General features: G+C 37.2%; 16 protein-coding genes and 1 pseudogene. 9 read left to right on the top strand and 8 right to left on the bottom strand.

From position 1 onward, the window contains the following. Together G525_RS22455 and istB are read left to right on the top strand one after the other, a co-directional pair. Positions 1–380: pseudogene (locus G525_RS22455) on the top strand (IS21 family transposase); the annotation flags it as partial. Between the two features lie 26 nt (positions 381–406). Then, positions 407–1,144 (top strand): IS21-like element helper ATPase IstB, encoded by a 738-nt coding sequence (gene istB, locus G525_RS0119910; protein WP_027127104.1) that lies wholly within the window; start codon positions 407–409, stop codon positions 1,142–1,144. A 90-nt stretch (positions 1,145–1,234) separates the two neighbouring features. On the opposite strand, the gene G525_RS21525 is transcribed toward istB, so the two are convergent. From G525_RS21525 to G525_RS0119895, 3 genes are all read right to left on the bottom strand, one after another. After that, positions 1,235–1,444 (bottom strand): hypothetical protein, encoded by a 210-nt coding sequence (locus G525_RS21525; protein ID WP_051210038.1) that lies wholly within the window; start codon positions 1,442–1,444, stop codon positions 1,235–1,237. Positions 1,445–1,859: 415 nt separating this feature from the next. Continuing rightward, positions 1,860–2,531, bottom strand: a complete 672-nt coding sequence (locus tag G525_RS0119900; protein ID WP_027127717.1) for a YiaD family glycine zipper/OmpA-like lipoprotein — start codon at positions 2,529–2,531, stop codon at positions 1,860–1,862. A 12-nt stretch (positions 2,532–2,543) separates the two neighbouring features. Next, the gene (locus G525_RS0119895; protein ID WP_084647808.1) at positions 2,544–3,047 is read right to left on the bottom strand and encodes a lipocalin family protein; all 504 of its coding nucleotides are present in this window, start codon (positions 3,045–3,047) and stop codon (positions 2,544–2,546) included. 296 nt (positions 3,048–3,343) lie between these two features. On the opposite strand from G525_RS0119895, the gene G525_RS0119890 reads away from it, so the two are divergent. The 3 genes from G525_RS0119890 to G525_RS21520 all read left to right on the top strand — a co-directional run bounded on the left by G525_RS0119890 (position 3,344) and on the right by G525_RS21520 (position 7,823). Next, positions 3,344–5,212, top strand: a complete 1,869-nt coding sequence (locus G525_RS0119890) for an IPT/TIG domain-containing protein (protein ID WP_027127715.1) — start codon at positions 3,344–3,346, stop codon at positions 5,210–5,212. Positions 5,213–5,248: 36 nt separating this feature from the next. Beyond that, on the top strand, positions 5,249–6,154 hold the full coding sequence (locus G525_RS0119885; protein ID WP_027127714.1) for a Kelch repeat-containing protein: 906 nt from the start codon (positions 5,249–5,251) through the stop codon (positions 6,152–6,154). Positions 6,155–6,500: 346 nt separating this feature from the next. Next, the gene (locus tag G525_RS21520; protein WP_051210037.1) at positions 6,501–7,823 is read left to right on the top strand and encodes an exo-beta-N-acetylmuramidase NamZ family protein; all 1,323 of its coding nucleotides are present in this window, start codon (positions 6,501–6,503) and stop codon (positions 7,821–7,823) included. A gap of 16 nt (positions 7,824–7,839) precedes the next feature. Here G525_RS21520 and G525_RS0119875 read toward each other — a convergent pair whose 3' ends face one another. Together G525_RS0119875 and G525_RS0119870 are read right to left on the bottom strand one after the other, a co-directional pair. Continuing rightward, on the bottom strand, positions 7,840–8,742 hold the full coding sequence (locus G525_RS0119875; RefSeq protein ID WP_051210036.1) for a phospholipase A: 903 nt from the start codon (positions 8,740–8,742) through the stop codon (positions 7,840–7,842). 23 nt (positions 8,743–8,765) lie between these two features. Next, positions 8,766–10,313, bottom strand: a complete 1,548-nt coding sequence (locus tag G525_RS0119870) for a hypothetical protein (RefSeq protein WP_027127712.1) — start codon at positions 10,311–10,313, stop codon at positions 8,766–8,768. Positions 10,314–10,460: 147 nt separating this feature from the next. On the opposite strand from G525_RS0119870, the gene G525_RS21515 reads away from it, so the two are divergent. The 4 genes from G525_RS21515 to leuB all read left to right on the top strand — a co-directional run bounded on the left by G525_RS21515 (position 10,461) and on the right by leuB (position 15,090). Then, on the top strand, positions 10,461–11,636 hold the full coding sequence (locus G525_RS21515) for a 2-isopropylmalate synthase (RefSeq protein ID WP_084647811.1): 1,176 nt from the start codon (positions 10,461–10,463) through the stop codon (positions 11,634–11,636). 1 nt (position 11,637) lies between these two features. Then, a complete protein-coding gene (leuC, locus tag G525_RS0119860; RefSeq protein ID WP_027127711.1) occupies positions 11,638–13,020 on the top strand; it encodes a 3-isopropylmalate dehydratase large subunit in 1,383 nt (460 codons plus the stop codon). Positions 13,021–13,225: 205 nt separating this feature from the next. After that, the gene (gene leuD, locus G525_RS0119855) at positions 13,226–13,819 is read left to right on the top strand and encodes a 3-isopropylmalate dehydratase small subunit (protein WP_027127710.1); all 594 of its coding nucleotides are present in this window, start codon (positions 13,226–13,228) and stop codon (positions 13,817–13,819) included. A gap of 152 nt (positions 13,820–13,971) precedes the next feature. Then, on the top strand, positions 13,972–15,090 hold the full coding sequence (leuB, locus tag G525_RS0119850) for a 3-isopropylmalate dehydrogenase (protein WP_027127709.1): 1,119 nt from the start codon (positions 13,972–13,974) through the stop codon (positions 15,088–15,090). A 72-nt stretch (positions 15,091–15,162) separates the two neighbouring features. On the opposite strand, the gene argH is transcribed toward leuB, so the two are convergent. The 3 genes from argH to argB form a co-directional block, all read right to left on the bottom strand. Beyond that, positions 15,163–16,452 (bottom strand): argininosuccinate lyase, encoded by a 1,290-nt coding sequence (gene argH / locus G525_RS0119845; protein WP_027127708.1) that lies wholly within the window; start codon positions 16,450–16,452, stop codon positions 15,163–15,165. A gap of 265 nt (positions 16,453–16,717) precedes the next feature. Beyond that, positions 16,718–17,779 (bottom strand): M20 family metallo-hydrolase, encoded by a 1,062-nt coding sequence (locus tag G525_RS0119840; protein ID WP_027127707.1) that lies wholly within the window; start codon positions 17,777–17,779, stop codon positions 16,718–16,720. Continuing rightward, the gene (argB, locus tag G525_RS0119835) at positions 17,776–18,552 is read right to left on the bottom strand and encodes an acetylglutamate kinase (protein WP_027127706.1); all 777 of its coding nucleotides are present in this window, start codon (positions 18,550–18,552) and stop codon (positions 17,776–17,778) included. The genes G525_RS0119840 and argB overlap by 4 nt, the downstream gene beginning before the upstream one ends. Positions 18,553–18,585 lie beyond the last annotated feature (33 nt).

The following is an 18,585-nucleotide window of genomic DNA, read 5'->3' as shown; positions in this document are numbered from 1 at the left end:
ACAACACCGATCGCGACCACCTGAGCAGTACCCACAAATATTATGTGGACTGGAGCCCCGAGTTCTTTAAAAAGAAGGCAGCCGTCCACGGAGAAAACGTAGTGGCATGTATCGAGACCATCATCACCTCCGGAGATTACCCCGAGATCGGCTACAAACGCGCCATGGGACTTATCCAGCTGCACAAGGCCTATGGCTCACAGCGTTTGGACAGCGCATGCAAAAGAGCCATACAGGCAGATGCGGTAGCCTATCAGCGCATCAAGAATATCCTAAAGAACAACCTGGACCAGTCTTCCCTGTTCTACCAAGACCTGGAGGAAGACAGGCCGCATATCCCCGTACATGGGAACATCCGGGGAGCTTCGGCCTATCAATAAATGTTTAACCAATAAATCCTATAATTATGAACAACAATCAAACCGTTGAAAAACTAAGACAAATGCGTCTGAACGCCATGGCAGATCTGCACCTCCAGCAGATCAGGGAAAACCGCACCACGAACCTTACGGCCGATGAATACCTGGCATTGCTCACGGACCATCAGTGGGAAAACCATAAGGACCGAAAGATCCAAAGGCTCCTCAAGCAGGCAACCTTCCGGGGACACGCAGCCCTGGCGGATGTGGATTATGCCCAACAGCGCAATCTGGACAAAAATATGTTCCTGCGCCTGGGGTGCCTTGATTTTATAAAGCGAAAGGAGAACATCATCATGACAGGTGCTTCCGGAGTTGGAAAAAGTTACCTGGCCCAGGCCCTTGGGCACCAGGCGTGCATGATGGAATATCGTACCATCTATGCCAACACGGCCCGTTTGTTAAAAAGACTGAAACTCAGCAAGGCCGATGGAACCTATTTAAAGGAACTGGCAAAACTCTTAAAGGCAGATCTGCTCATCTTGGATGACTTTGGACTGCAGGGCTTTGACGGTCATGCAAGAGAATCTCTTATGGATATAATCGATGACCGCTACAACCGATCCTCGACCATCATCTTGTCTCAGATACCGGTATCCGCCTGGTATGATATCATTGGAGAGGGGACTATTGCCGATGCTATCCTCGATCGGATCGTAAACTCCTCCCACAGGATCGACCTCAAGGGTGAATCCTTAAGAAAACGAGCTTTGAAGAACGAATAACATTAATTTTTTATATAATTGCAGTATCTTTCAAAGTGGCACGGTTTGACCGAAACAGGTGGCACCATCACTCCGAAATAGCCAATTTTTTTAATTTATTGAAATAACGATTGTCGCAATCATTTCTTCTTTAAATTTTTCAGTAATGTGGAAGATGGTATCAGTTTTCCAATCTCGAGATTCTCGATTTCCCAATAGTGACTGATTATACCAATCAATTGCATATCTAATATGTAATAAATTCTCTGCAAACGTTAAAGATTCCAGTGAAGCACGATAATCATATTTTTCTTCAGGCATCAATTATACCACAAGAATTAAATTTTTTCGAGAATTTTCTAACCGAGAGCTATTTTATATTCTCTTTTTGGTTTAAGATATATAGAATTTGATCCGTGGGTACGTGCCATTAATTAAAGCCAATTTTTTAATTATGAAAAATAACGCGTTCCCCTAATTACACTTCCTTTTAGTATTGACTTTTTAATACGTCATATAATTGCATAATAAGGTTTTTCTAATTATTCCTTTTGTATGTTTCCTATTATCAAAAGTTCTACCAACTATATATTATTGGAGCTTCTTGCCAGTCGTTGATTAGCTTTGAGCTCAAGTAATCTTATTGCAACTGTAGGCTTTAATTCATGGCTAAACCTATCTTGGTAAAAACAAAAAATCCGAGCTTTAGCTCGGATTTTTTTAGTATGTTTCAAAATTAATTAGTTTGAGCCTTGGCATCCTCGATCATCTCTTTGTTTGCCGAGATACCAATTTCTACCCTTCTATTTTTAGCTTGTCCTTCTTTAGTGGCATTGTCAAATCTAGGGCGTGTTTCCCCAAAAGATGTAACGGAAAAACGGTTTCCTGCAACGCCTTCTGATTTTAGGTAATTTACCACGGCGTTCGCACGCTTCTTAGATAAACTCATGTTGTAACCATCATTGCCAACACTATCTGTATGTCCTTCCACCATGAGATTGGTATCCGGAAATTCAAGAAAAACATCAGCAATGGCATCTAAATTTTTCTTGGCTGGCCCCGTGAGGTTGGCACTATCAAAATCAAAATTAACCCCGCTTTTATCGTCAAAAACTACTTGAATGCCCTCACCGACCCTTTTTACTTCGGCTCCAGGTATTGCTTGTTCAATTTTATTTGCCTGTTTGTCCATAGTATGGCCTATGACGCCTCCGGCAGCTCCACCAATGGCAGCCCCAATCAATGCTCCACCAATATTACCTCCAATAAGCCCACCAGCCAATGCTCCTGCAGCAGCGCCAATACCGGCACCTCTTTGGGTCTTATTTGAGTTTTTAATGGCCTGACATCCTACGGTAAGGGTCAAAACCATAATAAGGGCTAAAATTCTTTTTACAATTATCTTCATCTTTTCTTCAATTTATAATGTTACATTATCAGAAACTTTATTAAAAGTCATTACCACATCAAATGGATTGCCCTCATAAGTAGTATTCACGCGCATGACCATGGTGTTCTCGTTCAATGCATCTATATCTGCCCGATACCCGCTTTTAGCTGCATCAATCCGCTTGCCTTTCGCATCGGTTAAATAGAACTGAAATTGGGTTTTACCGTTGCCCCCATCAAAATAGGACCAATGTATTCTATTACTTTGTACTTCGCATTGACTGCCGTTGGCTGTGGTCGTAAATTTTCCGGAGCCATTATTAGGGATAAATACCCACTCACTATTTTTAAAACAAGCCGAATCAGCAAAGTCAAACATATTTGCTTTGTAAAGCCCCTTGTCACCCTCAAACTTTATGTTGTTTACTTGCCAGGTACCTTTTAAGGTTTTTTTACCAGGTATTCCGGAGGTTGACTTCGCGCCAGAACACGACATTATTAGCAATGTCAATACAAAATAGAATGCTTTTCTCATTTTAGAAAGATTTAGTGTTTCTCTCAAATTTATGAAAAAAATGGTTTAGGAATAATCTTAAAAGAAATTATTTTGACTTTAATAGATATTTAAACTAATTAATCGATTGATTATTATGATCTCACTAGAGGCTGTCCATCAGAGTTTCAAGCTTTGATTTCATTCTATCTTATGCGGTTTATCACTTAAGAGCAAGATGAGTATATAGATTTTAGCAGTGGAAATAAATGGGCTTTTAATGACACAGTAATTCTACCACACACAAAAAAGTTTAAGTTTGTATTAAAAAATTAAAATTGATCAAAAATCTCATCCTTTTTGTAGTTATAGCGTTCTTCATCTCATGCGCTAAGGACGATTCACCAATTCAAAAAAATGAAAAACGAGTTGAAATAACCTCTTTTTTTATTGAAGAAAATACTGAATCGGGAATAATAATCAAAACAGAACTTAAAACTATAGGATTCGAAAACTATAAGTTTAAAAACCATGGTGTGCTAGTCCATCACAAAGGGTTGCTAGTAAAAAAAATTGAACAGGGCGAATTGTCTAAAAATAATTTTAAAACTATAATAAGATCAGGAGTTATTAAAGGCAAATCTTATACGGTTGCTCCCTACGTCGAAGTAGAAAATAAAGCTATTTCTGGTGATACCTTAGATTTTAATAGTAATGTTGATATTAAAATCAGTGTTAAAGAAATTAAACCTTTAAGAGGATTTGTTTATGATACCATTCATATAATTGGCGAAAACTTTTGTAAAACCCTTGACGATACACCTACCCGGTTTTTATTAAACAATAGCCTTCAGAATATAGTATATGAATCCGATAGTTTAATAAAAGCTATAATTATACCTAACATACACGCATCAAAATTAACCCCTACCTTAAGAAATTGTGGGATAGACACTATCATTCAAAAAACCTTTAAAATAAATCCACCAGTACTGGATTCTATTTCCTCCATAGAAACTTATGTGGGTGAGAATTCATTTATTTATGGAGACAACTTCCATTCCCAGATAAGCAATGTTTGGATAGATGACATTGAGGTAAAGCTTAATAAACAACGCTTAGATATTGATAACCTCGAGATGACAATACCCGAAGGGCTGCCAGCAGGTTTACTTAATTTAAAAATAAAAGTATTAGATACCATTATTGAAAGACAAGATTATTACAAAAGCACTTCTCCAATTATAACCTCATTAGACAAAAGGGACACTGGTTTCTTGGACACACTTCTCATTAAAGGAAATTATCTTAAGCAAAAGGGCCTTCCAACAAAGGTTTTTGTAGGAGGCAAAGAACAGAAGATAATCAGCCTCTCAAAAGATGAAATTCAAGTTGTTATTAGTGAATATTTTAGAGATAATTCGTCTAAGCTCGTATTAAAAACAGGAAGTTTTGAATTAGAAGAAAATATAAATATGCTGCCTCCAGAAATTATTTCTGTTGATAAAGATAAATACCATCTTGATGATGATTTTGTCACGCTAAAAACAAAATACTTTATTGCTGGGGCAAGCCATAATATTACTATCGGAGGGGTGACGTTACGAGGCGTCTATAATAATTTTCAAGATGTCAACGCCAATGGTATAATAACGTTGCCCATGTCTGATTGGTTAGAAGCAAAAAGTCAATATCCTAAATACGTTTTTTCTGATATTGGCAAATTAAATATAAAAATAAAAACCCAGTTTGGAACCAGCAAAGAAAACATTAATATTTTTCCACCTATAATTGAATCCATTGCTAATAGTTCATTATTTGTCAATACCCATACTGATTTTTTAGAATTGAGTGGATCAGACTTTGGGTATAAATATGTGAGTAAAGTCTATATTGATGATGCATTGGTTCAAGACCATGGAACATCTAATTATTCGATTAATAACAAGGGAATTAGGTTAATTGTTCCCAAAAATATCGCACCAGGAGACCATAAATTAAAAGTCCAAACTGGTGGTCAATTCTCGAACGAAATCACCTTCACTATAAAGAAAATCACCTCGTCAGGGCTTATAAACAATTCAGGAATTAGAGAGCTGGATGTTTTTACAATTGAAGGTAATAATCTTGAAAACAAATACAGTTATGTTGTCAAAGTAAATGGTGTTCATTGTGATATTGTTAGCACCTCAAATACAAACGTGTAATTTACTATTCCTTATCACACGGCCTTAGAAACCGCAATGCCAGTTACAATAGAATATGGGCCGGAGATCATTAATGTTGGCTATATCAATGGTATTGAGCCCTATAGCAAACTCGAAAATTATCAGATTTCTAGTGATTATTATAACAATAGTTCTTATTTTGAATATAAAGGCGAATTATATTTTTTAAATTTAAAAGGTATATACCGTTTTAATGAGACCTCTCAAAATTGGGTGAGTGTTGAAACAAATATGCCTTTTACAAGTTACTCTGATTCTGGTGGAAAAACTTATATTTCTGAGGTTGGAGATAAAATATATGTTCCATGGGAAAAAGGTTTTCACATCTATGATATGACATTAAAAAAATGGGAAGAGGAAACATTGGATATCTCATTGGGTGATGGGCATGGGATGATATATGGTATTGTAGATAATAATTATGCTTACATTATGGAGAGCATAGATGTTAATACACTAGCTTTTATAAAGTATAATTTAAGTAACCATACCAAAGAAGCTGTTAGCCAACCTCCATTTATGCGAGGGCATAGCGATATAATATACTTTCACGAAGGTAAAATCTACTTAGATGTTAGAGACCACAATATTACTGTTTACGACATAAAAAATAATTCATGGGAAGATATTGGTTTCCCAAAAGGAGACTATAAATTTTTCTACCATAACAATTTATATGTTCATAACAATGTGCTTTACTTTAGCGGTGGTCAAGGTAATATGGGACTCGAATTTAATTTATATGCTTATGATTTAAGCACTAAAGTATGGACTCTAAAAACGCCAACATTATTAAAATTGGGTAGGCATGCTGTTTGGGGCAGTGGCGAGTTTTTATATTTTGGGTTGGGTAATCACACTTATCTTTCTTACGAAAACAATCAAATGATAAAATATGATATAAAGAACGACCCACGTTAGTTTAGAACTGGAATCTTTTATCAATCATTGGCAATCTGAACCTGTATAAAGTCAAAAGAATTCGACTTATATGCTATTTGAAATTTTAGATTTATTCCGAATGAGTTAGCCTATATAATCTTGTCCTGACATATGGTTAGAGGTTATATTTGAGTCCATCTTCATTATTCAATCCGGATGGTATTTAAAGGTATAAATACTCTAATAAACAGCATTTATTTAATTTATAATTATAAAGAAAAGAGTACGTGTTCTTTTTTTTCTGAACTTTATGAATCTTTTTATATTTACTATGGTTACCTTTTATAAGCTTTAAAACCATTTTTGAAACTTAAATACCGATATAATGATTTATACTCAAAAAAATACCAGCAAAACATATAATTTCAGAATCTCCCTATTAATTTTGTGTTTATTTATAATTACAAACGCGTTTAGCCTTTATGCTCAAGGACCACTAGATAATAATTTGGAAAATGAAATTTTCACCTCCAAGGTAACCGCAGGAGCAGACCGGCTCTTTTCTGAATATGCTTATTTAATAAAGGGGAAAAACATCGCCTTGGTTTCAAATCACACCGGGATATTATCAGACGGAACACATCTAGCGGATGCGTTAAGTAATTATACGGATGCCAATTTGAAGGTGTTATTTGGAATGCATTTTAATATAAGAAGCAATGATTATTCGTTACCGAAGGACGAAGAGGATGATATTGATGACCAAACTGGTTTACCTAAATATTCATTGTATGGCGAACGTCATAAGCCAACTAAAGAAATGCTAAAAAATGTGGATGTTATTATTTTTGACATCCAAGAAGTTGGTGCAAGATTTTATGAACACATCAATATTTTAGGTTTTGTAATGGAGGCAGCATCCGAAAACGCTATTGACGTTATCGTGTTGGATCGACCAAATCCAATAACCGGAATTAAAACGGATGGTTTTATTACTGATGATGAATTCCTTTTTAGCTTTGGTGCTTTTGGAAAATTACCAGTAATACACGGCATGACCATGGGTGAGATTGCTAAGATGTATAATGGAGAAAAAATGTTTAGAGGAGAAAAGCAAACTACACTTCACGTTGTGGAAATGTTGGGTTGGAAACGCGATATGTGGTTGGATGAAACTGGACTTAAATGGATTAAGCCCTCTCCCAATTTGCCTGATTTTGATGCAATGATGGCATATACTGGCACCTGTCTTTTTGAAGGTATTAATGTCTCCGCAGGTAGGGGCACGGATAAGCCGTTTCAATATATAGGTGCTCCATGGATAGATAATTCGGCAGTTGTGAACACCTTAAATAAACTTAATCTTCCTGGAGCTCATTTTGAAAGTATCACGTTTACATCAGAAAAAAAGGCTTTCCATAGTCGTGAACCTTATTTGGCCAATGAAAGATGTCAAGGAATATATGTCACCATTACAGACCGTAATCTTTTTAATAGCTACAGAGTGGGGATTTCAATGCTATGGGCCATTCATAAAATCCATCCAAAACAAATGAACTGGAATCAAGACATTATGAATAGACTAGTCGCTACAACGCGCTTGGAGCAAATGATTTATGAGGATAAAACTCCATCACAGATTTTTGCTTCCTGGGAGAAGGAGCTCAATGCATTCAACGAGGTTAGAACGAAGTATCTTTTGTATTAAAGATTTTAAGACATCTTTACCACTCCACAAATGAAATTCCCAACCCTACAGTAGTTTGATAGTGATTATAGTCAATCATATTTTCTCCATATCCACTAAAAACTTGAATATGGCCTCTAAGATTGTTTTTAATAGGATACATATAATTAAACTTAATACTACCATGATTGTCATTGAATGACAGTGAGTTTCGTAATAAAATATTCAAACTATGGCCATTTTTCCGATATACAACGTTAGCTTCCGCACGGCCAATATAATCCTCAATCTCCGGATTGTCATCATCTTCTGAGCCGCCATCAAGCCTGAACCAAGGTTTTATATAAATTTGAAAATTATCACGTTCCATCGCAAAATGGAGGATAATTCTGTTCCAGCTTCTTGAAATAGGGTCAGGTTTTCCGTTAGATTGATGGTTAAATGCAAAACCGGCCATTTTAGCTTGAAATCCTAGAAATTTAAAATTAAGAGGATAATTGAAAATAAGCTCTGGTTCATAATTAAGCTCTCTAAAAGGACGTGACAATTTTTTGTTATATACTTGCCAATGCGCTAATTGTGTATAGCCCAACCAAAGATCTCCTTTGCCAAATAGTAAGGATTGGACGAGTTTGGTTTTAAAACTGATCTGGAATTTTACTTCTGTTGATTGAAGATCAATCGGCTCCTCAAAGGCCGGTTCCTGTCCTATACTTTGCGGTTGATCATTGATGCGGTTGCTCCAATGGATAGGCATCACATAAAAGGGTTGGTACGAATTTAATTTGAAGGTGCCGTTTTTATCTTTGCTATCAAGCTCCCAGGATTCCGACAAAGATTTTGTGACAATGGAATCTTTTTTCTTAAATAAGCCTTGAGCCTTTAAATTAGCAGTAATTAGGAACACTAAAACGCAAAAAGTAATTCTAATAAATGGCATAAAAAATAATGATGTATGTGTCGTTAATTTGCAAACTCCGCCAAATATTTATCTCTAATTATTTGTCCAACAGGTTTGTTTTCAATTTTGCTCTCCAACCATGATATAATGTCCAAATACAAGAACGCACGACGCTCGTATGGATGGTCTTCATAGGTTTTCAAGGTTTTATGCAGTTCGACAAAAGCTTTTTTTAGATCATGAGGAAAAATATCCTGCAAGCCTTTTATAAACTTTATCATTTCCTTTTGAACCTCATAGAGATCATTAATCTTTAAAAGGAATTTATAGGTGCTCTTTAAAAGGCTTTCCATATGATAATCCAAACCGGCTTCATAGTGCGCTACCAAATTCAATACCCGCGCAAAACACTGTAAATCTTCCCTCATGGAGAGTGATTTGTTGGAAATAATCTTATCGAGATAAAAAATGCAGGCCTTATTATTGCCGGCGCCAAACTGTAAGCTTGCAAATTTATAGTAAAAAATCATTTTATGATGTTCATCAAGTCGGTTATTGAATTTTTTTAATTTATTTTCAATTCTTGGAATAAGGTTCAGGCCTTCATCAAAGGTCCCATCAATAAAATGTTGATTGATTCTGTGAAAATTAAGGTACAAAAACGCTAAAGCTTCCACATTTTCATCCTTCGGAAAATCGGGCCGCTCGATGTGTTCTTCCAGAATCCGTAGCTTCTTTAAAAACTTAGGTTTTTTTCTGATAAAAAACAGCGCTTCAAGCAGATAATTATTACCCTTCAAAAAGAAAACGGGATTTAAACTGATCATGTGCGGATTGTCATAAAATAAGTTTACCCATTTTGAGGCGTACTTGTAACAATTCAAAAAATCCTGAAGCAAGAAGTTATACCACAAATAGGAATTATAGAGCCATAATTTCTCTCTAAACCCTATTTTAGAAATTTCAAATTTTGGAAGTCGATCATTAAAATAGGCGGTTACTTTATATCCTTCCTCTGCATTTTTAACATAACCGGATTTTAAGATGATACTGTACAATTGAAGTGATAAATTTGACAGCTTACTAGTAATAACGTTCAGCTCGCTCAATTCCTTGGCCTGAACGGTAAGTTCATCGGCACGCGTGCTGATACTGCGGGTAATAAATTGCGATTCTATGATTTTTTCCAGTTCTACAATCTCGTAGGCCATATTTTTTTCTTCATGTTGAATGGCGAGTTCCTTGACCTTATCAAGAATTTTTAAGCTCTGTTTATAAAGTCCTTTATGGTATAAAATGGAAGCAAAATCAAGTTGTTCACGTATTTGGGATCGAATATTTTGGTGTGAAGGATTGAGTTTTAAGCTAATTAAAATCTGTTTGTATAAGTGCGCTTTAACATTTGCTAATTGCTGTTTTTTGACAATTCCTGTTTTTATAATGGCTGGTTCATCATAGATAGTGGCTTTGTCCAAAAAGTTGAAAAGATTCAAAAATTTGGAATCGGCATTCACGCCAAGTCGGCCAACAAACAGTTTAAACTGGCGCTTTTCGGACTTGGTGAGTGATTTTACCAACTGAAATAAATTATCTTTTTGCTCTTTAGTCATCACGTTAAAATGGCTATTAAATAGTTGAAAATCAATAAGTTGTAATGTTTAAAATCGACTGGACATCGTAAAAGTCAAAGGATAGCCCATCTGAATTTGAATCCAAAGTATAACTTAGCTAGTCAATACAAAAATAAAATGCAACAAATGTCTGATAATAATGTTCAAATTTTTGACACGACCTTAAGAGATGGGGAGCAAGTTCCTGGATGTAAACTCAATACCAACCAAAAGTTGATTATTGCGGAACGCCTCGAAAATTTAGGTGTTGACATCATTGAAGCTGGTTTTCCGGTATCTAGTCCGGGCGATTTTAAATCTGTTGAAGAGATTTCAAAACTGATTAAAAATACAACAGTTTGTGGTTTGACGCGTGCTGTGGAAAATGACATTAAAATTGCGGCGGAAGCTTTAAGATATGCAAAGTACCCAAGGATCCATACAGGTATTGGAACGTCAGCATCGCATATAAAATATAAATTCAATTCCAATCAAAGTGTTATTTTGGAACGCGCTTATGAAGCCGTGAAATTTGCAAAAACCTTTGTGGAAGATGTTGAGTTTTATGCAGAGGATGCCGGACGTACTGATAACGAGTTTTTAGCTCGTGTTTGTGAAATGGCAATTAAAGCCGGGGCCACGGTCTTAAATATTCCTGATACTACAGGGTATTGTTTGCCAAGCGAATATGGAGCGAAAATAAAATACCTCAAAGAAAACGTTAAAGGTATTGAAAAGGCCATCTTGTCCTGCCATTGTCATAATGATTTAGGTTTGGCGACTGCTAACTCTATTGAAGGTGTGATCAACGGCGCACGACAAATTGAGTGTACCATCAACGGCATAGGGGAGCGCGCCGGTAACACGGCACTTGAAGAAGTGGTAATGGTGTTAAAACAACATCCTTATCTTAATTTGGATACCAACATCAGAACCCAACACTTGTATGGCATCAGTCAGCTGGTATCAGAAAGTATGGGTATTTATACGCAACCTAATAAAGCTATTGTAGGAGCTAATGCTTTTGCGCACAGTTCAGGAATTCATCAGGATGGCGTTATCAAAAACAGGGAAACTTATGAAATTATCAATCCAAGCGATGTTGGCGTCACCGAATCGGCAATTGTGTTGACTGCAAGAAGTGGTCGTGCAGCTTTGGCCTACCGTGCTAAAAATGTAGGTTATGAATTGACAAAATTGCAATTGGATGCGGTTTATGCGAATTTCTTGGATTTTGCGGATATTAAGAAAGAAGTTAATGATAAAGATATCCATCAGATTATTGAAACCAGTAAAGTGTACCAACAAATAATTTCAGCTTAAGATGGGAAAAACCTTATTTGATAAAGTTTGGGATGCCCACGTGGTCGATACGATTGAAAATGGACCGCAAATACTATATATCGATAAACATTTGATTCATGAAGTAACGAGTCCGCAGGCTTTTAATGAGCTCAAAGAACGCAATATTCCAGTATTTAGACCCAAACAAATTGTAGCTACGGCTGATCATAATACGCCTACAGGCAATCAGCATCTGCCAATCAAGGATGAACTTTCTAGAAAACAGTTGGAACAACTTTCTGCCAATTGTGAGAAAAATAATATTACGCTCTATGAACTGGGGCACAAATATAACGGGATTGTACACGTCATGGCGCCAGAATTGGGCATCACCCAGCCAGGGATGACCATTGTGTGTGGCGATAGCCATACCTCAACACACGGTGCTTTTGGAACGATTGCTTTCGGGATTGGTACCAGTCAAGTGGCGCAGGTTTTTGCGAGCCAATGTTTATTGCTTACAAAACCTAAGAGTTTAAGAGTTACGGTAAATGGTAAATTGAAAAACGGCGTCCTTTCCAAGGATGTGATTCTATATATTATTTCAAAGATCGGTACCAACGCTGGTACAGGCTATTTTTGCGAATATGCTGGCGATGTGTTTGAAAATATGTCCATGGAAGGACGAATGACAGTTTGCAATATGAGCATTGAAATGGGCGCTCGAGGAGGGATGATTGCCCCAGATGACACCACTTTTGAATACGTGAAAGGTCGAAAATTTGCCCCTCAAGGCGAATCATTTGACAAAAAAGTGGCTTATTGGAAAACATTGCCAACCGATGCTGACGCTGTTTTTGATAAAGAATATTACTTTGATGCCGAAGATATTGAGCCAATGCTTACTTATGGTACCAACCCAGGAATGGGAATCAAAATATCCGAATTTATTCCTGAAACTAGTGATGCCTCTTTTGAAAAGGCCTTGGAGTATATGAACTTTAAGAAAGGTGAAACTCTAATTGGAAAACCGATCAATTTTGTTTTTATAGGGAGTTGTACCAATTCAAGAATTGAAGATTTCAGAATAGCCGCCGATTATATCAAGGGCAAACATAAGGCAGATAATGTTACGGCTTGGTTGGTTCCTGGAAGCAAACAAGTAGAGGCGCAAATTATAGAAGAAGGGTTAAAAACTATTTTCGATGCGGCAGGATTTGAACTGCGTCAACCCGGATGTTCCGCATGTTTGGCAATGAATGATGATAAAATTCCCCAAGGGGAGTATTGTGTCTCCACCTCAAATAGAAATTTTGAAGGGAGACAAGGTCAAGGGGCCCGTACCATTTTGGCAAGTCCGTTGATGGCTGCCGCAACCGCTGTGGAAGGTAGGATTATTGATATTACTAGACAGTTAAATTAAGCTTCAGCCTGCAAGGTTTCAAAAACCTTGTAGTTTGAAAAGGACAGAAAGTTATAAAAAAGCTACCGAAGCCCATTCGTGGCTATGAAAATAAAATAATAAATTAAAGAGATACCCGCTAAAATTTATCTTGCGCATTACTGAAATGAAAATGTTTTTTCATTGAAGGTACATTGTGAAACAAGCCGAAAGACGGGAAGTGGACATGGAAAAATTTAAAACCTTAACAGCAACTGCAATTCCATTAGATATCGAAAATGTCGATACTGATCAAATCATCCCTGCACGTTTTTTAAAAGCGACCAATAGGGATGGCTTTGGTGAAAACGTATTTAGAGATTGGCGATTTCAAAATGATGGATCGATCAACACAAATTTTGTCTTGAATCAATCCCAATATGAAGGCCCCATTTTAGTGGCTGGTGATAATTTTGGATGTGGCAGCAGTAGAGAACATGCGGCTTGGGCATTGACCGATTACGGATTTAAAGTGATTGTCTCAAGTTTCTTTGCCGATATTTTTAAGGGTAATGCACTGAATAACGGTTTACTTCCAATTCAGGTTTCGCCTGGGTTTTTAAAGGAACTGATGACCACCATTAAAACGGATCCAAAAACCACAATTACTGTAGATTTAGAAGCACAAACTATTGGGATAGACGGATCAAACCATTCAGAACCTTTTGATATTGATGCCTACAAAAAAACATGTATGATCAATGGTTATGATGATATTGACTATTTGTTAAGTAAGAAGGCAACGATTGAGGCATTTGAAAAGACATTGCAAACATATTAGAAACCTTCAAGGTTTCAATCTTTCCGCCGAAGGAGAGAAACCCCGTAGGTTTTAAACAAAGCTTTGAAATATTGACCAAAATTAAGTAAAAAGAAAAAAATAAACATTAAAATAATTGAAGGTAGGGGATTCCTGCCTTCGCAGAAATTAAGATGAAATTAAAAATAGCTGTATTGCCAGGAGATGGCGTAGGACCGGAAGTAACCGCACAAGCGGTAAAGGTGTTGAAGGCCATTGCTCAAGAATTTGACCACACGTTTCAATTCAAATATGCGCCAGTTGGTGCCATTGCAATTGATGAGACTGGAGATCCGTTACCTAAGGTAACCCTCGATTTATGTAAAAACACCGATGCCATTTTATTTGGGGCCATTGGCGATCCAAAATACGATAATAACCCAGCTTCTAAAGTACGTCCGGAGCAAGGCTTATTGAAATTGCGCAAGGAATTGGGTTTATACGCCAATATCAGGCCGGTTAAGGCCTATGATACGCTTTTGGACAAATCTCCATTAAAGAAAAATTTTATTAAAGGCACAGATATCTGTATTTATAGAGAGCTAACCGGAGGTATTTACTTTGGCGAGAAGACCCTCAGTGACGACGGAAATACAGCCTCTGATTTATGTGTGTACTCTCGTTCAGAGATAGAACGCATCACACATTTAGCATTTAAAGCCGCACAATCCAGAAAGCGTAAAGTGACTTTGGTTGACAAGGCCAATGTTTTGGAATCGTCGCGTTTATGGCGAAAAGTGGTGACTGAAGTATCGCAAGAATACAAAGATGTAAAGCTTGATTATCTATTTGTGGATAACGCAGCCATGCAAATCATCCTGAATCCAAAACAATTTGATGTTATCCTGACAGAAAATATGTTTGGTGACATCATAAGCGACGAAGCAAGTGTTATTGGTGGTTCTATTGGACTCTTGGCTTCCGCCTCGGTTGGTGATTACTTCGCGATGTTTGAGCCTATCCACGGCTCTTATCCGCAGGCAAAGAACTTAGGAATTGCCAATCCTATTGCGTCCATTTTGTCAGCAGCCATGTTATTGGATCATTTTGAACTTTATGAAGAAGCAGAACTGATTAGAGAAGGCGTAGAGCGTTCATTAAAATTGAATATCACCACACCTGATTTAAATACCAAATTCAATCATATTTCAACTACCAAAGTGGGCGATTTTATTGAAGATTTTATAAATAATCCGAAGGACACTAATATGAATTTTACAAATATCCATTTAGGACAATCTACTATTATTTAAAGTTAATTTAGTTAGTCAGAAATAATTTAGTTAGTCAGAATTTTAAATAATAGCTCTTCAGAAAAGCATCCTTCACGGATGCTTTTCACGTCTAGGAAACTTCGCTTTAATTTGCTCCAAACATAAATTTCCAATACTACCTTGATGCGTATGGTCTTTGGAGGTATCTGGTTGATAGGTGCCTTCTTGCACTTGTTTCCCAATAATTTGATAAGCTTCACGGAAGCTCATGCCATCTTCAACCAGCGTATTGATATTGTCGACGGTGAACAAATACTGATATTTTGAATCGTTCAGATCAATCTCTTTAATAATAATTTGTTGAATGGAATAATTGAAAATATCCAAAATATCTTTTACATCATTGATAGCAAGAATCATGTTCTCTTTCAACAATTGGTAATCCCGATGATAGCCACTTGGGAGATTATTGGTAATCAGTATCATTTCTGTTTGAAGCGCTTGGATTTTATTGCACTTTCCACGGATCAATTCAAAAACGTCAGGATTCTTCTTATGCGGCATGATACTACTTCCAGTGGTCAATTCATCAGGGAAACTGATAAATCCGAAATTCTGGCTCATATACAAGCAAATATCCATGGCAAAGCGCGCCATGGTATTGCACAAACTTCCTAAAGTCAAAGCCATGGTACGCTCACTTTTGCCACGCGCCATTTGCGCTGCCACAACATTGTATTTTAAGGTTGAAAATTGCATTTCTTTAGTGGTCAATTCCCGATCAATACCAAACGAACTGCCGTATCCCGCTGCAGAGCCTAACGGATTCTGATCTACCGTTTTTAAAGCGGCGTTGAGCAGGTAAACATCGTCAATAAGCAACTCAGCATACGCAGAGAACCATAAACCAAAAGAAGAGGGCATAGCCACTTGCAAATGTGTATAACCTGGAACTAATGCTTTTTTGTGGGTTTCGGCCAAATCTAATAACGTAATGAAAAACACCTCGGTTTTGTCGTGGATGATTCCGATGTTTTCTTTGTAATAAAGTTGGAGCGCTACTAAAACCTGATCGTTTCTTGAACGTGCCGTATGGATTTTTTTCCCCACATCGCCTAAGGTTTTTGTGAGTTCAAATTCTATTTTAGAGTGGACATCCTCAAATTGACGGTCGATAGTAAAGGTGCCCGCTTCAATTTGTTGCGCCAACGTTTTTAAACCACCTTCCAATTGTACCAATTCGTCCTTCGATATAATACCGATGGAGTGTAGCATTTTGGCATGAGCCAAAGAGGCTTGAACATCATATTTAGCAATATGCAAATCAATTTCTCGGTCGTTGCCAACCGTAAACTGTTCAATCTTTTTATCGATACTAATACCTTTATCCCAAAGTTTCATACAAAATTCCTGCGAAGGCAGGAATCTAAACCCACACTTCATTTTTAAATTATTATTTTCTTATCAATTTCAAAAGTAAAAAATCCAACGCACTGTCACATTGAGTGCAGTCGAAATGCTTTCATGGTTTCAACACTGTTGAAAATAATTCAACCGCTAAATTTTGGACAACCATCTACTTTCCAATTGTTATATTTCTTAGCACCAAATTTAAACCAATTCAAAATCAAGTCTTAATTCTTGGTTCTAAAATCTTGATACTCTTCTACAATATTTCCTTCAATAACTGCACATACAATGCAATCCCTTCCTCAATCTCATTGATATAAATAAACTCATCCGCTGAATGCGAGCGTGTGCTATCTCCAGGACCCAATTTTAAGGACGGACAGGTTAGAACTGCTTGATCTGAAAGCGTTGGAGAACCATAAGTTTCTCGTCCTAGCTTTATCCCTGCCTGAACTAAAGCATGCTCTTTAGGAATAGACGAGGAGTTCAATCGTAAACTGCGTGGAATGATGCTATGGCAAGGTGATTCTTTTTGCAGAATGTCCACAATTTCAGCATTGGTGTAGCAATCATTCACCCGCACGTCCACAACTAAGTCCACTTCAACAGGCACGGCATTATGCTGTTTACCTGCCTTTATTTGAGAAACCGTCAATTTGACGTCGCCCAAAGCTGTTGATGATTTTTCAAATTTAAAATCTTTAAACCATTGTAGCACGCTGATGCAATTATAAATGGCATTATCGTCATTTGGATGTGCTGCATGACTAGGCGTCCCTTTTACTTTGGCGTCAAAAACGACGAGGCCTTTTTCGGCAATGGCGAGTTGCATTAAAGTAGGCTCACCTACAATGGCCACATCAACTTTTGGAATGACTTTTAGCATACTGTTCAGTCCATTTGGTCCACTGCTCTCTTCCTCCGCGGAAGCGACAACCACCAAATTATAGTTTAAATTTTGCTGCCCATAAAAATAGGTAAACGTAGCGATTAAGGATACCAAACACCCGCCGGCATCATTACTGCCCAAACCAAACAATTTACCGTTTTCCACAATGGCTTTAAACGGATCCTTTGTATAGGCGGTGTTCGGTTTTACCGTATCGTGATGGGAATTAAGGAGCAAGGTGGGTTTTGAAGCATCAAAATGCTTGTTAATAGCCCATATATTATTGACCGTTCTTTTGTAATCGATATTATACTTTTTAAACCATTGCTCAATAAGTTGTGCCGTTTGATCTTCTTCAGATGAAAACGAAGGGGTTTCAATCAGATTTTTTAGCAGTGCAATAGCGTCTGTCGTCAGTTGGTGTATCATTTGGAAATGGTTGTAAAGTTAGCGTGAGCGTTTACCAGCATTTCTGGCTTTCCGATACACACTTTATGCACATTTTTATCAACAGCATGAATGCAATTGTTCAATTTTGGGAGCATGCCATCCACAATCACCTGGTTATCAATTAAAGATTGGTAGGTTTGAGTGGTAATCTCTTTAATGACGGAATGTTCATCATTTACATTGCGCATTACGCCATTTTTCTCAAAGCAATAATACAATTCCGTTTGATACTGATCGGCAAAACCAATGGCTAATTCAGAAGCGATGGTATCTGCATTAGTGTTTAACAATTGTCCTTTCTGGTCGTGAGTGATCGCGCAAAATACAGGCGTGACTTTATGTTCCAATAACACTTGAAGCGTTTTTGTGTTGACTTTTACAACATCGCCCACAAATCCGAAATCTACCGCTTTTACAGGACGTTTTTTGGAAACGATAGCATTACCATCTGCTCCGGAAAACCCGACCGCATTGCAGTTTTTTGATTGCAATTGCGCCACAATGTTTTTGTTGATTTTTCCGGCATACACCATGGTGATGAGGTCTAAAGTGGCTTTATCCGTAATACGACGGCCATCAATCATTTTTACTTCCAAACCTAATTGATTGGCCAGCTGTGTGGCTAATTTACCACCACCATGTATCAATATTTTAGGTGATTGGATTGCTGCAAATACATCCAGAAAAGAAGATAATGCCGCCTCATCATCAATGATGTTGCCTCCTATTTTGACTATTTTTAGTGTTTTCATCCCCTCCTAACCTTCCCAAAGGGAAGGCGTTTT

Origin of the sequence: Gelidibacter mesophilus DSM 14095 (assembly GCF_000423005.1) — a bacterium.
In the GTDB taxonomy this organism is placed as follows: Bacteria; Bacteroidota; Bacteroidia; order Flavobacteriales; family Flavobacteriaceae; genus Gelidibacter; species Gelidibacter mesophilus.
Note: the sequence above shows the minus strand (reverse complement) of the source record. Positions and strands in the feature narration are given on the sequence as shown.

Bases quoted from the DNA above. Each gene is read 5' to 3' on its own strand.
- G525_RS0119875 (WP_051210036.1), bottom strand. From the start codon at position 8,742: ATGCCATTTATTAGAATTACTTTTTGCGTTTTAGTGTTCCTAATTACT.
- leuC (WP_027127711.1), top strand. From the start codon at position 11,638: ATGGGAAAAACCTTATTTGATAAAGTTTGGGATGCCCACGTGGTCGAT.
- G525_RS21515 (WP_084647811.1), top strand. From the start codon at position 10,461: ATGTCTGATAATAATGTTCAAATTTTTGACACGACCTTAAGAGATGGG.
- G525_RS0119870 (WP_027127712.1), bottom strand. From the start codon at position 10,313: ATGACTAAAGAGCAAAAAGATAATTTATTTCAGTTGGTAAAATCACTC.
- G525_RS0119840 (WP_027127707.1), bottom strand. From the start codon at position 17,779: ATGATACACCAACTGACGACAGACGCTATTGCACTGCTAAAAAATCTG.
- argH (WP_027127708.1), bottom strand. From the start codon at position 16,452: ATGAAACTTTGGGATAAAGGTATTAGTATCGATAAAAAGATTGAACAG.
- G525_RS0119895 (WP_084647808.1), bottom strand. From the start codon at position 3,047: ATGAGAAAAGCATTCTATTTTGTATTGACATTGCTAATAATGTCGTGT.
- argB (WP_027127706.1), bottom strand. From the start codon at position 18,552: ATGAAAACACTAAAAATAGTCAAAATAGGAGGCAACATCATTGATGAT.
- G525_RS0119900 (WP_027127717.1), bottom strand. From the start codon at position 2,531: ATGAAGATAATTGTAAAAAGAATTTTAGCCCTTATTATGGTTTTGACC.
- G525_RS0119885 (WP_027127714.1), top strand. From the start codon at position 5,249: ATGCCAGTTACAATAGAATATGGGCCGGAGATCATTAATGTTGGCTAT.
- leuB (WP_027127709.1), top strand. From the start codon at position 13,972: ATGAAATTAAAAATAGCTGTATTGCCAGGAGATGGCGTAGGACCGGAA.
- G525_RS21520 (WP_051210037.1), top strand. From the start codon at position 6,501: ATGATTTATACTCAAAAAAATACCAGCAAAACATATAATTTCAGAATC.
- istB (WP_027127104.1), top strand. From the start codon at position 407: ATGAACAACAATCAAACCGTTGAAAAACTAAGACAAATGCGTCTGAAC.
- G525_RS21525 (WP_051210038.1), bottom strand. From the start codon at position 1,444: ATGCCTGAAGAAAAATATGATTATCGTGCTTCACTGGAATCTTTAACG.
- leuD (WP_027127710.1), top strand. From the start codon at position 13,226: ATGGAAAAATTTAAAACCTTAACAGCAACTGCAATTCCATTAGATATC.